Raw genomic sequence first — 13578 nt, 5'->3', positions numbered from 1 at the left:
AAATCTATCTTATAGGGTACTTTTGTTTAAAATGAGAAAAAGATAATGGGGATAAGCGACAAAATATTATTTACTAAAAAAGAAAAAGAACAACTAAACTGTAATCCTAAATATCTAGGCTCTTTTAGTGATAAAGCAATTACTTATAGAGGAATTTAAATGCCATTTTATTGAAGGGAATGACATAAGCAAACTCCTAAAGAATGAATTTTGAGGACGCTGGCTTAAACGTTGAACGGATTGTCTTAAAACGCCTTAGTTTAGCAGGTAAGCGTCGGTGTGCAACTTATCGTGTGACACATCTAATACTCTTTTAGATAGATTGTTATTTCTAGCATAATACATTATTCATATAGTTTACCCCAATAATGCGACTCAATCGTTCAATTTCTCAAAAAGAAATTGATAATTATGTAACTTTTTGAGGCTATTACTAGTCTACCTTATAGAGAAGTTTGATGTACTAATAGTGTGAAAGCAACCACAATAAGTTTTATAGAAAATGACCATGGTATTTTGGAATATCATTTACTTTATATGAAGCTTTCGAAGGAGAAAGGCTAGCACTCTAGTACCGAATTCTACTCTTTTCGATATAAATCCCACATTTTAGGGGTTTTTCGTGTTAAGATGATAAAGACTATTGTAAGAGGAAAAAGGAGATTAAGATGTTTAAGAAACTTAGGACTACATGTGTTGTATCAGCAGTTGCGTTGGCTACGATTTTGCCAGGACAAGCGTCTGCATCAGCGACTAGTAACAATGGCATTCAGATAAAAAACAATGTTTCGATTACGATTAATGGAGAGACGATTCAAGTCAATGATCCTATTTTAAATAAATCGGATTTCTTATTATTACCAATGCGTGCATTGTATGAAGCGGTTGGTGCAAGTGTGGATTGGGATAAGGAAACGTTGACGGCATCGGCAATTCGCAATGGTAAGATGGTTGATTTAACGATCGATTCGATGACTGCTTTAATAGACGGAGAAGAGGTTGCAATGGATGTTGCGCCATTTATGTATAAGGATCGTACCTACATGCCATTACGTTTCGTCAGCGAAAACTTTGATGGAGTTGTTAATTGGGATGAGGCTACTCAATCGGTGGATATTACATTATCAGATGAAACAACAGCACCACCGCAGGAAGACCCATATATCTTACATATCAATAACAAACGTATTGTCATGAAAGATCCGATTGTTTCAAAGGATGGAAGAACCTATTTACCTGCTAGCTATATTTATGATTATTTAGATGATTCATCTGGTACTTGGCAGCCTGATGGTTCCTTTGAATTGTTAATTGGTGGGATGAGCTTTATTTTCAATGATAACAGCAATCAGGCTTTGGTTAATAATGAAGCAGTGACAATGATCGAAAAGCCATTTATACAAAAAGGCAAAATGTACATTCCTGCTAAGTTTCTTGTGGATGCATTAGGTGGAAATTTACGTTATATCACAGAGAAAAAAGAAATGTATATTTATGTTTACCGTTATATGTTTACAAGCCCCTTCCTAGATAAATCATATGGCACGACGTCATCACCAGAGGCTGTTCCTTCTGCTCGTTTAGAGGGGGATCGTGATTTATTTATTAGTGATAATCCCGAAACGTTAACACGTAAGCTTGTGCCAATGAATAATGCGACGCTTGCCCAATATGATGTCAAACCAACTGCGGCAACGAATAAGCATCGTGTTTTTGGCTGGCATTACAACACATTAGGTACGGATGTCACTCTTGGCATTACCGTTCAAAACAAGTCTACGACAGAGAGCATTAAAGTGACTGACTCGAAGGGCATTAGCCAAAAAACGGGTAATAGCTGGGTAGGTCATGACCTAGGTTTGTCAATTGCGGACGCTACTTTAAATAACAAGCTTCAAAAATCAGAAAGTAGTGGTATTGTCATTGCACCAGGGGAAACAAAGATCATTGAAACATACGATTTACACTATGATTATATTATCGGCTTTTTACATGATTTAGATATTCAAGCAGTCAATGGTGGAAAGCCAGAGTATACGATTCGTACTGTGCTTTCAAAAGATAATACAGATTTAACAACAATCCAATCAGAACAGGTTGCCGTGGATGAGTATGCGAAGCATCCAAGGGGTGCGTGGCCAAGTGCTACCATTCTAGCAGAGCTACCAGCCTATACAGTAGATACTCCAGAGGTAGGCTATAACATTTCCAATGGCCGTACAGACCATTTACAAACAGCTGAAAATTCATTTTCTCAAATCAATGGTGCTGTAGGAAACCCAGGTCACTTCGGTATGAACTATAAAGTATCCATTCCTGTTGTCAATCCAACAGGCTCTACAAAAACGATTAAGCTGAAGTTAGCTGGTCGAGGAGGATTATACAGCGGAGCGATTAAGGTGAATGGCAAAGTGTATTTAGTGCCTTCTTTAAGAGTAGGGGCAGAGTATGTTGAATTACCAGATTTCAAAATGAAGGGTTCAAAAGATACGATTGAATTAGAACTAATGCATGCTGGTGGTGTCAACCTTCCAGTAGCAATCTATGTAGAAACAAAATAAAAAAGTCACTGGCACGGGTCACGTGACATGGTACGTGCCATACTTTGAATTAATTCGGAGTGAAAAATGGCAAGAAAACTAATAACGATTATTGTAGTCCTTTTCATGCTTACACTAACAGTTAGCCCCATCAATGGACAAGCTGCTGGTTTAGGCAATAAAGTCAGTGAAGTTAAAACAGAGGTTTCACCACAGGTAATACATTCACAGCAAAACTATACGTCAGGTTCGATACGTCAGTTTGTAAATGTTTTAGATGTCAATTTAAATAATACATATACAAAACTAGAAATTGGTATGCCCAATCCTATTAATTCATTAAAAACAACATCAGCGATGGCCAAGCAAAACACATATGATGGGCATCGTGTTGTTGGGGCTGTCAATGCCTCTTACTTTTTAGGAAATGGTATGCCTGCGAACTTGTTAGCAGAAAATAATGAAATTGTGAACTATGGTATTTTGGGAGATACATATGATAGCCCAACACAAAAGCCAGTTGCATTTGGTTTATCGAAATCAGGGAAAGCGATTGCAGACTATTATTCTACGAATCTAACTTTCCAAGTGAATGGCAAAAGCTATCCTATCGATCTTATTAATAGTGAACGAGGAACAAATAAAAACGTTTTATATACACCGGAAAAAAGATCAACAGGGACAAATACATGGGGTGTAGAACTCGTTGTGTCGGGCGCTAGTCAAGATACAAGCACCTTGCATTTTGGTGACCAGTTCTCTGGTACAGTATCTCATGTAACAGCATATGGAGCAGAAGGTAACTCTTCTGTACCAGCAGATGGCTTTGTTATCTCTGTCCAAAATAAAGAGTTAGCCGCTGAATTAAGTAGCATTACAGCAGGTACAAGCGTGGATGTCAGCTTATCGATCGATCAAAAATGGATGGATGCACAGTTCATCTTAGCTGCTGGACCAATGCTTGTGCGTAACGGCAAAGTGGATATTTCTATGCCAACGAATTCAGGGTTTGCTTCTACACGTAGTCCACGTACAGCAGTAGCTATAGATGCTACAGGTACAAAGGTATCTCTTGTAACGATTGATGGACGCATAAGTGGTCATAGTAATGGTGTTAATTTATCAGATTTAGCTGCTCATTTAATTTCAGTGGGTGCTTCTTCGGCTATTAACCTAGATGGAGGCGGCTCTACAGCAATGGTGGCGCGTAATCCAGGAGGTTATTTCGCTAATCTAGTGAATAGACCGTCAGAGGGTAGTGAACGTCGTGTATCTGCCATTTTACAGGTAGTGAATACAGCGCCACCAGGGAAAGTAAAATCAATTACGTTAAGTAGTGTTGGTCAGGTAATGAAAGGATCTTCTGTAGATATGCAAGTTGCAAGTGCCTATGATCAATACTTGAATCCAATGACCATCAACCCAGCAAATATGAACTGGACAGTTGAAGGAAATATCGGCAAAATGGACGGTGCAACCTTCACAGCAACACAAAAGGGTGAAGGAAAAATTATTGGCGAGTATGAAGGAATTCGTACGTCTACAGCTGTGAAAGTAGTAGATCTAGCAGAGAAACCTATTGTACTAGATAGCTTTGATAATACGTCATCTTGGACAACAGAAGTGGCGAAAGCTAATGCTTCATTAGCAAGCTCTAAAGAGTATGCAAGACAGGGAACGGCTAGCTTACAATTAAACTATGATTTCACAACTAGTGGCACAGGCACAAAAGCTGCCTATATGGTTGCGAAAACACCAATTGCTATTTCAGGGCAGCCTAAAAATATCGGTCTTTGGGTATTTGGCGATGCTGGTAAGCATTGGCTAAGAGGCGTTGTGATTGATGGTGCTGGAGCTAAGCATACAATTGATTTTACAAGCCAGGGTGGTTTAGACTGGAGTGGTTGGAAGTACGTGACGGCGAATATTCCGAGTGACTTACCACAGCCATTGAAATTCGAGCGTTTGTATGTTGCTCAGCCAACAGCATCTCTTCAGAAGAAAGGACAGCTGTATTTCGATCAATTACAAGCCGTTTATAAAGATAATCATGAGGAATTAGTTTATACAGATGTAACAAAAGGACATTGGGCATTTTCCGAAATCCAAAGCTTATACGATCAATCTCTTATTAAAGGATACTCAAATGGAACGTTCAAACCTGAGGCATCCATTACACGTGCCGAGGCAGCTACGATCATCGCTAGAGCTTTAAATCTAACTACAACGAAGGATTCTAGCTTTAAAGATGTGAGTAAGAGCCATTATGCATACAGTGCCATTGCCGCAGTTGAGCAGGCTGGCATTATTAAAGGGCAAGAGGCAGGGAAGTTTAATCCAAACGGACAGCTTTCACGTGCAGAAATGGCAGCGATTTTAACAAGAGCGTACAAATTAACTGGTACAAGCAAGGTAAACTTCACAGATATTAAATCAACACACTGGGCGTACAGCAATATCCAAGCGCTTGTGGCGAATGATTTAACAGGAGGCTTCCCAGATAATACGTTTAGACCTGACGCACAAATTACGCGTGCTCAATTCGCAAGCTTCTTAAATAGATGCTTATCTTTAAAATAAACATGAATCCTCTGTAGCTTCTACAGAGGATTTTTTGTGTTGTTTAAAAAGGAATGTTTGCGTTAAAGCGAGAGTTGATTTCCGTTCCAGGGCTACTTGCTTCATTGTGGGCGAGCTTCGAGCCTTCGTGCAGGGTCTTGCCAGTCTTGCTATCACACTGAGTCAAGTAGCATTCCACTCCAACGTACAATTTAGCAAAGGTTTTTAAATAATGTGAAGGTGTACACTACTCATTTTATTTTGATTGCTACGGCTAGTAGGAAAGATAAGTAAATGCCACTTTTTTGCAGAATGGTTGATTGGAGTGGAGCCAGCGTAACTCCTAGGGGATTAGTGATCTGACCCCAAAAATATAAACTTTTTTACGAAGCTTTTCGATACTCAACGGGACTTTTTCCGTTGAGTTTTCTTTTAATCCGCTCATGATTGTAATAGTAAATATAATCTGCTAATGCTTTTGTAAATTCTACATAGTTTTTAAACGTAGTTGTGTACAGAAATTCTGATTTCAGAATACCAAAAAAGCTTTCTATTACGGCATTATCTAAACAATTTCCTTTCCGTGACATACTTTGCTTGATTTCATGCGTTGTCAATAACGCTTTAAAACGGGGTATTTGATATAACCATCCTTGATCAGAATGAATGATTAAGCCACTCTTTTTCGATAACTTTGTATACGTAAACGCCTTTTTAAAAGACTGTTGAACTAACTCAAAATTAGGTGATTTTGATACCTCATATCCAACGATTTCTCGATTGAATAAATCTAATACAGCCGATACATAGATTTTTTGACCGTTTATTTTAAACTCTGTGACATCGGTTACCCATTTCTGATTGGATGCAGTGGCTTCAAAATCACGTTGGATGACATTCTCTGCGACATAGCCGACTGTCCCTTTATACGAACGGTATTTTTTAGGGCGTACCGTCCCTTTTAAGCCCAATTCTTGCATCAATCGTTGTACCGTTTTATGGTTGATGAAAAAACCTTCATTTCGGAGGGCAAGACAAATACGACGATAGCCATAACGCCCCTTATGGTGATGAAAAAGTGTCTGGATTCGTTCTTTGATCGCCTGATATTTATCTGGTTTTACCCATTTTTGAAGATGATAATAATACGTACTTTTCTTGATTTTTGCCACTTTTAATAGAGCTTGAAGTGGAAATTCCAGCCTTAGCTCATACACAGCTCTCATTTTTTCTTCGGTTTGAATGCTTCCTTTTCTTGAACTAAGGCTTTCAACTTTTTTAAATAGGCATTTTCCATCCGTAAATACTCAATTTCCGCTTTTAACTCTTCCGTTGTTTTTTCATTTAAATCAGACGAAGGTGGTTGTTTTTTTGGCATTGATTGGTGCTCCTTTTCTATTTGATAGAGCACCTTTCCAGCCTTGGACATCCACTGTTTTTTCCATCTCCGAATGGTTTCACGAGAAGGAATATTAAACTTCGCAGCAGTCTGAAGGAGCGAATCGCCCGTCTCTATCAGGTGTTGAATTACTTTTATTTTAAAAGAATCTTCGTAATTCGTGAACCCTTGAGGACGAATAATTCCTTCAATGCCATGGTATCGATATAATTCAATCCATAATCGAACGTACTGTCGATCCCTCTGTAATCTATTGGCAATCTGATACGTACTTTCCTTTTCTTCAATGTAAGCTAGAACTGCGGCTAACTTTTGTTCATCAGAAATCACTAACTGCACCCCCTATATTAGATTTTTTAAGTCCAATATTTTGGGTGCAGTTCATAGCGTCACAGATGAGACCCTGGAGCGAACGTAGTGAGTGAAGCGGCTCATCGGACGCCCCCTGGAAAGGACGCTGGCGGAACGGAAATCAATCCCTTGCTCGCTTTTCCAAAAAGATCTTTAATTTTGTTTTTAATAATAAAAAATCCGCCTAGCCCCAAAAAAAGGCGAAGCGGATTTAGATTAGAAAACGATGTATTTCACATATTGTTTCCACGTTAAATCTTTAAAGTGGTTCCATTGTATTTTTTCAACGGGTAATGTTCTGAAGGTATAGGCTTCAATATTACGTTTCTCATTAGTGAGCATTGGCGTTCCTTCATCTATATAGTCCATAAAAATAGCTGACTTAGCAGTATTAAATTGTACATTGATATCGATCAGCTGAATTTTGCCATCCTTATTGATAATATACAGCTTTTTATTGCCCTTTTTAGTCGTTGCTAGCCACGATTTATCAACTTTATAGGAATCGAACGCTTCATTGACAATAATAGAGGCCTTGCCCGTTGTTGAAAATGGGATGTCCTCTAAAGGAGCGTCTTGTTGTAGTTTGACTTCATAATTTGTTGGTTGTGGCAATGCTGCTGTTTTGGCTAGTTCATTTGCCCAAAATGTATCATCATCAGTCGCAATCATTTGTTTTTCTAATACGACGCCAGATAATGCATCTTTGACATGCTTCACCTTAAAATCAACAGTTTGGCCTTCTTCAACCTTTTGCCATTCTCTTTCGGATAAATAAGCATACATAGCTTTTTCATTTGAATAGATTTCAAACGTCAGTGCACCTGCATCTTCTTTAATCGCTGACACAACACCATCGATTGGACTGACAATACCTTGACGGGACTGTATTTGTGTAATCTGTGCCTCAATTAGCGCAATTTGACGATTGGTTTCAGCAATATGTCGATTTAACAGGGCAACTGCTGTTGATGGTGAATTTTGCTGAGCAAGCTCTAATTTTAGCGTAACAGAAAGCTTATCATTCATTTGATCTGTATTAATCGAGCTTTTTGGATCAGAGCCATCGCCGTATTCATCCTCAATTTGATCAAGTGCATCCTGTAAATCGCTTAATTCAGTTTCATAGGCTGTACGTTCCGATTCAAGCTTTGTTAGCTCCTCGTCCACTTCATCCGTTTGATAGGTAGCAAGTAAATCATTCATCATGACTTTCTGGCCACGCTTTACATTTACTGCTGATAAGCTTGTTGCATCAGCGGTAATAGTATATATTTCAGCAGGTGCTACAATCGTTTCCTTGTTAACACGTTCTTTATTTGTTCCGATGTGAGCCTTTTGAAATTCGTCGATAAAGTAGGATCGTGTCACGCTGCTATCATCTTTGAATACGAAATAAGCATTGATACCGATTACTAGCATCGCTAACACAATGGTCAAACTTGTCCATGGTCTTGCTTTAATCCATGCCATCATCCTAACCCCCTAGCAATCCATTCTTTAATTGGTAGAACACTTATCATGCCAACAAATAGAGCCATAAATAGCTGTATACCAATCAATTTGACTACTAACATCTTTCTACTAGCTTCTTCCTCCCATTTGGACAGGAATAAATACTGCACAATAATGATTAAAACGGTTGTTACCGTCAATTGGTTAACAGTGAATAACACGAAATCTGTTTCAATCAGTTGTAAGGCAGCGGGAGCTAAAGAAAAGAACGAAAACATCGTTGTATAGCCTACAGCGTAGAAAACAGCAAAGAGAATCGCTTTTTCAATTAGTAGAAAGACAACAACATAGAGTTGGACTCTTTTTATCCAAGTATAAGGAATATCCGTTAATAAATGTAATAAATAAGTAACCCCATAATAATGGAAGCAAAAATAGAGGGTCGCCCACAAAATGGCACCGAGCATTGACAGTATACGTGCTACAAAGTATTCATTTTGTAAATCTGAAGCGAATAAGGTCGTTAAATTTTCTGTCCCCATTCCCCAATATTCGCGAGCAGCGAATAGGGCGATGAATAGGATAAACACCGTTAATGCGCGTTTTTTATATCCAGTTACTTCGCCTTCCTCTACGACGTTTGTAAAGTATGTAGGATTTTTTAAGCTATGCCAGAACTTATAGTGGTAAAACATAAACAGCGTCCTTTCTTCCAAATTAGGCTATCAAAGTTGTAGTATACACCTTGTAAAGACATTATGACATATGAAAATAGCTGTTTTTTTTCATGAATTTCGTTGAAAAAAGCATATTTCGTTAGTGTATGTCACTTGATGCAGAACCCACATCCATTACGTCTCGGCATACTATGTCCTGATTTTTTTCGTGCTTGTCGAAAATCAGTGACAACTCCCGAAGACTTTTTCTTAATTCAGTAAATGTTCAAACCTTTTGCTGAATCTACATAAATCTATTGTATAGTATAATTGAAATAACTTCCTGTTTTTCTAGCTAGTAATTTAGAAAAAATTCTTTTCATGCTCAAAAATTTGTAAATGTAGTAGAAAGGCTTGAAAACATTTGATTTACACCGATACTAAAGTCATGATTTCTAAATGAAAATGAGCACAATCATTTTTACTATAGATAAACTATGAAAGGGTGGTTCGATTGAATCGAAAATTGACAGCAGGTGTCTTAACAAGTCTATTATTAGCACCTACAGCTATAGCAAATGCACAAGAAAATGATGCCCAATCTCGCGTTACAACACAATCAGAGCAGGTTGCCTATACGAATGAGGTAGCAGCTGCAACGACAAGAGAACAGCTTATTGCTCAATTTGGTAAGTTGTCGGAGAACTCTACGGGAGATGAGATGTCGTTAGCAAAAGGGGATATAATAGTTGTACAAAAATCAGCTGATTTTTTTCCGGAAGAGAAGGCTATTATACAAGCGAAGTATGATTATGTAGTAGAACAACGTAAGCTATTAACGAGGCTTAAAGAAATTGGTACTAGAATTGGAGAAATATCATATTTAAGTAAAACATTCTTTGAAGATGTTAAAAGTGCAAAAGATGACTATGATCTATTTTTAGGGAATGAAGAAGAACCAAAAGCGCCGTCTTATTTATACGTACAACTTCAATTTAAAAATTCCCTTGAGGAAGCACTTATTAATGCAAATAGTGTAGCTTCTACCATGAGGAGTACAGTTTTACAATATGATTATGAAAAGTCTGACCGTAATGCTTACTTTAAAGGCAAAGGAGCAGATATCGACAAACTGAATAAATTGATTAGTGACTCAAAAGCAGCGAAATCTGCTACAGATCAATTAGACGATTTAGATTTACAAAATCCTACTGCAATAAATAACTTTACAACTACCTATAATTCACTAACAGCAGATCAAAAGAAAGTAGTTGAGGCCTATAATCCGAAAAATGAAGCATTAACACCTTTTAAAAAATATAAAGATGCTTTAACAGGCCTATCAGCAGCGGATAAAGTTTCTTCAAGTATTGCTCAGCTAATAACGAAACAACCTACTGATTTCTCATCAGCAACAAGTTTTATTAGTGCTGTAGCTGCTATTGAAAAATCCTATAATAGCCTAGATGCAACCCAGAAAAATTTAGTGTCAAACTATGATGAATTTAAACCATTTATACAAGCGGCAGATGTTTCCAAGCGAATCTCATCCCTACGAATTTCAAGTGATAAGGCTTATCGTGCTTCTGTCACTACATTGAAAGCATTGTATGATAATTTAGATAAAATAAAAGGGTATGTAAAAAACGGAGTAGACTTAGAAACTGCGGATGCAAATATTAAATCTGCAGAAAAGATTGAGGAACTGATCAATGCTATAAAAGATGCAGAAAATAAAGTTTCTGCTATTAAATCTGCACGTGAAGCCTATAATACGCCTCTGGGAACAGATATTAACCCAGCAAATGTTAAAAAAATCGTCAATAATTTAGCAGAGTTAACAACGTGGGAGAAAAAGTTAAGTGCAACATTAAAGGTAGATAAGTTAATTGATAGCTTAGATCCAGCCGCCAAAACATTTGAAAGTAAAACTTTATCTGCATGGACTGCCTTTAATAAGTTGAGTGTTAATGATCAAATTCTGGTGCAGGGAGCGACAAAGCTAACGCTGTTTCAAAAATACGCAGAAGCATCGAAAACAATTAGTACATTAAAGCCTACAGCTGACTATGGCACACAGCTTAGCAAGTTGAAAGAGACAGTGGAGAAATTAGATACGACATTGCAAGGATATGAAACAGCTCTTACTAATTTGAAAACACAGCTGCAAAACAAAGTAGAGGCTTTGGTTAAAGAGGAAGAAGCGGTACAGGCCGTTATAAAGGAAATTGGTCTGCTAGATAAAAATATAGCGGTTGAAAAAATATTGGCTGCACGAGCAAATTATGATGCGTTATCAGCAACTGCTAAAAAGCGCGTGACAAATATTAAAGTGTTAACAGATTTAGAGAAATCCTATAAATCGGTTGTTAATGTCATCTCTCAATTTGAAAAATTGGATCCTTCCTCTAAAAGCTATATTTCTAAAGCAAAATCAGCTTATACGGCTTACTCCAAACTAGATAATGCTAATCAGGAGTTTGTTTTAAATTATAAGGGCTTGAGTAAAAAAGTACCTGTTATAGATGTTATTGTTCAAATTGATGCTTTAAATACTTCAAAAAAGACCTATAAAGATGATGTGCAAAAGGCAACGGGTGCTTATAACGCATTAAATAATATAGAGCCAAAACTTCAAGACGAGGTCATCAATTATGTACACCTAACAAACGCACAAGGCTATATCAATACGGCCAAAGCATTTGATGACCGTATTATAGCATTAGCAAATGAAGGCCCTGACACATTTGTCAAAAAGGTAGCCGAACTTACATTAGAATATAAAGCAATGGATAAGAACGCGCAGAAGCTAGTGGAGCAAGCCAAAATGTTAAGCTCCTACGAAAAGGATAACAAGGCAGTAATCAAGGTGATTCAAATGATTGATGCCTTAAACCCAACAAATAAGGATTATACAAAAAAGGTTCTTGATGCACGTAAAGCCTATAATGCACTTGATCAAGTTTCCCAAAAGCGAGTGACAAACTATGCTAATCTCACTGCTGTAGAGGATGTTGCTTCCTTGATTGGTCTCATTGCGTCGTTAAAGCCAACAAGTAAAACTTTCTATCAAGATATGAAAACAGCGCGTGAGCTTTATGATTCCTTGCCAGCAGAGAAGCAGCAAGCGATCATAAACTATGATGCACTGGTAGCAGCAGAGAATGAACAGGGATTAGCACAGAGTGTAGTCGAGCTAATTAAATTAACAGAAGTGCAAGATGCTGACTATTTAACGAAGCTGATGAATGCGCGTGTAGCATACGATAAGCTGTCATCGGACCAAAAGAAATTAGTGACGAATATTAAAGATTTAACAACACGTGAAAAAGCAGTGAAACCAATTTTAAGTGTGATGGTTCAAATAAATGAACTAGATCCAGAATCAACAAGCTTTGTTAGTAAGGTAAACTCAGCACGTAAAGCGTATGATAAATTATCGAAAGATCAAAAAAAATACATCGATAATATTAATATTCTCTTAAAATTTGAGCCTGTCTCTAATGTGATGGAATTGATTAGTAAACTTAAATCTTCAAGTAACACATTCCTTCAAGATACATCGCGAGCACGCTCACTTTACGATGCACTACCTGACGATATGAAGCAATATGTGACAAACTACTACTTATTGCAAGCAGCGGAGTCTAGTATTTTAGGGGCTGGTAATGTCATGCAAATGATTGATGACTTACCATCCGTTGATCCAAAGCAATATGTGAAACGTATTCAAGAAATCCGTGCTGCTTACAATGCTTTACCAAAGGATCAGCAACGGGCTGTTCAAAATTATAAAGTGCTACAAGATCAGGAAAAGCTAATAAAGCCTGTAATGAGTATTGTAGAAGATATAGACCGATTGCTAACGGCAAAAGATATGAATAGCCAATACCAAAAGATTTTAAAAGCCTATGATAAGCTCAATGCGGAACAACGTCGCTATGTTTATAACGACCAGCTATTGCTTTCGCTAGATAATGTTATAAAGGTTTATAATAATATTGCTAAATTGAATCCAAAGGATAAATATTACTTTGGCATGGTGGAAGCGGCGCGTAAAGAATATGATAGTTTGAATACGACAGATAAACAACGTATCTCCAATTATGCTCTTTTACTCGAAGCAGAGAAAAGTTTAGCTGATGTGAAGAAGGTTGTGGAGATCATAGCGGGACTGTCTCCAAGCTCTTCAACGTATATTGAAGATGTGGCGAATGCCGTTGCTGCCTATAAGGCATTGGACTCTAAAATTAAAGGACAGGTCATTAATGAGGATGTCTTAAAGCAGGCTGAAAAAGATGTGGCTGCCGTTCTCAAAGTTGTTCAAGCGATCGGAAATATTGATCCAGACAGCTCCTCATTCGAGAAAAAAGTGTTAGCTGCTCAAAAAGATTATAGTAATTTGTCAATTGAGCAACAGGGCTTAGTGTATAATTACCGCATTCTAGAAGACTATCTTAAAATGATTCAATAGTATGATAAAAAAGGAGTTTTCCCAATCAATATAACGGGAAAACTCCTTTTATAAGTAAGAAAAAATGAATCCTAATATTAATTTCCAAAAAAGTGAAACTATATCATCTGAAATTCGTATCTTATAGTATAAATGGTCGCTTTG

7 protein-coding genes are annotated in these 13578 nt (G+C 37.4%); 3 read left to right on the top strand and 4 right to left on the bottom strand.

The window, feature by feature from the left end; all coding sequences use genetic code 11:
* Nucleotides 1-668 precede the first annotated feature (668 nt).
* Complete coding sequence (locus AAJG31_RS10480) at nt 669-2561, top strand: stalk domain-containing protein (RefSeq protein WP_279493910.1); 1893 nt, start codon at nt 669-671, stop codon at nt 2559-2561.
* A 66-nt stretch (nt 2562-2627) separates the two neighbouring features.
* Nucleotides 2628-5120, top strand: coding sequence for an S-layer homology domain-containing protein (locus AAJG31_RS10475; protein WP_279493913.1), 2493 nt, complete (start codon nt 2628-2630; stop codon nt 5118-5120).
* Between the two features lie 362 nt (nt 5121-5482).
* Here AAJG31_RS10475 and AAJG31_RS10470 read toward each other — a convergent pair whose 3' ends face one another.
* The 4 genes from AAJG31_RS10470 to AAJG31_RS10455 all read right to left on the bottom strand — a co-directional run bounded on the left by AAJG31_RS10470 (nt 5483) and on the right by AAJG31_RS10455 (nt 8999).
* Nucleotides 5483-6325 carry an IS3 family transposase gene (locus AAJG31_RS10470; RefSeq protein WP_066038259.1) on the bottom strand — a complete coding sequence of 281 codons (843 nt, stop codon included), beginning with the start codon at nt 6323-6325 and terminating at the stop codon, nt 5483-5485.
* Entirely contained in the window at nt 6322-6828 is a 507-nt protein-coding gene (locus tag AAJG31_RS10465; RefSeq protein ID WP_066038258.1) for a helix-turn-helix domain-containing protein, read from the bottom strand. Before AAJG31_RS10465 ends, AAJG31_RS10470 begins: the two co-directional genes overlap by 4 nt.
* Nucleotides 6829-7065: 237 nt before the next feature.
* Nucleotides 7066-8322, bottom strand: coding sequence for an HlyD family secretion protein (locus AAJG31_RS10460; RefSeq protein ID WP_279493915.1), 1257 nt, complete (start codon nt 8320-8322; stop codon nt 7066-7068).
* Entirely contained in the window at nt 8322-8999 is a 678-nt protein-coding gene (locus tag AAJG31_RS10455; RefSeq protein ID WP_279493917.1) for a hypothetical protein, read from the bottom strand. The genes AAJG31_RS10460 and AAJG31_RS10455 overlap by 1 nt, the downstream gene beginning before the upstream one ends.
* A gap of 475 nt (nt 9000-9474) precedes the next feature.
* Here AAJG31_RS10455 and AAJG31_RS10450 point away from each other — a divergent pair, with 475 nt between their 5' ends.
* Entirely contained in the window at nt 9475-13434 is a 3960-nt protein-coding gene (locus tag AAJG31_RS10450; RefSeq protein WP_345803577.1) for a cell wall-binding protein, read from the top strand.
* Nucleotides 13435-13578 lie beyond the last annotated feature (144 nt).

This window comes from Lysinibacillus sp. BS3 (genome assembly GCF_039614735.1).
In the GTDB taxonomy this organism is placed as follows: Bacteria; Bacillota; Bacilli; order Bacillales_A; family Planococcaceae; genus Lysinibacillus; species Lysinibacillus capsici.
This window is presented reverse-complemented; position numbering and strand designations above follow the sequence as displayed.

What these genes read in the sequence shown, in the direction of transcription:
- AAJG31_RS10470 (WP_066038259.1), bottom strand. Translation starts at nt 6,325, where the DNA reads ATGAGAGCTGTGTATGAGCTAAGGCTGGAATTTCCACTTCAAGCTCTA.
- AAJG31_RS10460 (WP_279493915.1), bottom strand. Translation starts at nt 8,322, where the DNA reads ATGGCATGGATTAAAGCAAGACCATGGACAAGTTTGACCATTGTGTTA.
- AAJG31_RS10480 (WP_279493910.1), top strand. Translation starts at nt 669, where the DNA reads ATGTTTAAGAAACTTAGGACTACATGTGTTGTATCAGCAGTTGCGTTG.
- AAJG31_RS10455 (WP_279493917.1), bottom strand. Translation starts at nt 8,999, where the DNA reads ATGTTTTACCACTATAAGTTCTGGCATAGCTTAAAAAATCCTACATAC.
- AAJG31_RS10475 (WP_279493913.1), top strand. Translation starts at nt 2,628, where the DNA reads ATGGCAAGAAAACTAATAACGATTATTGTAGTCCTTTTCATGCTTACA.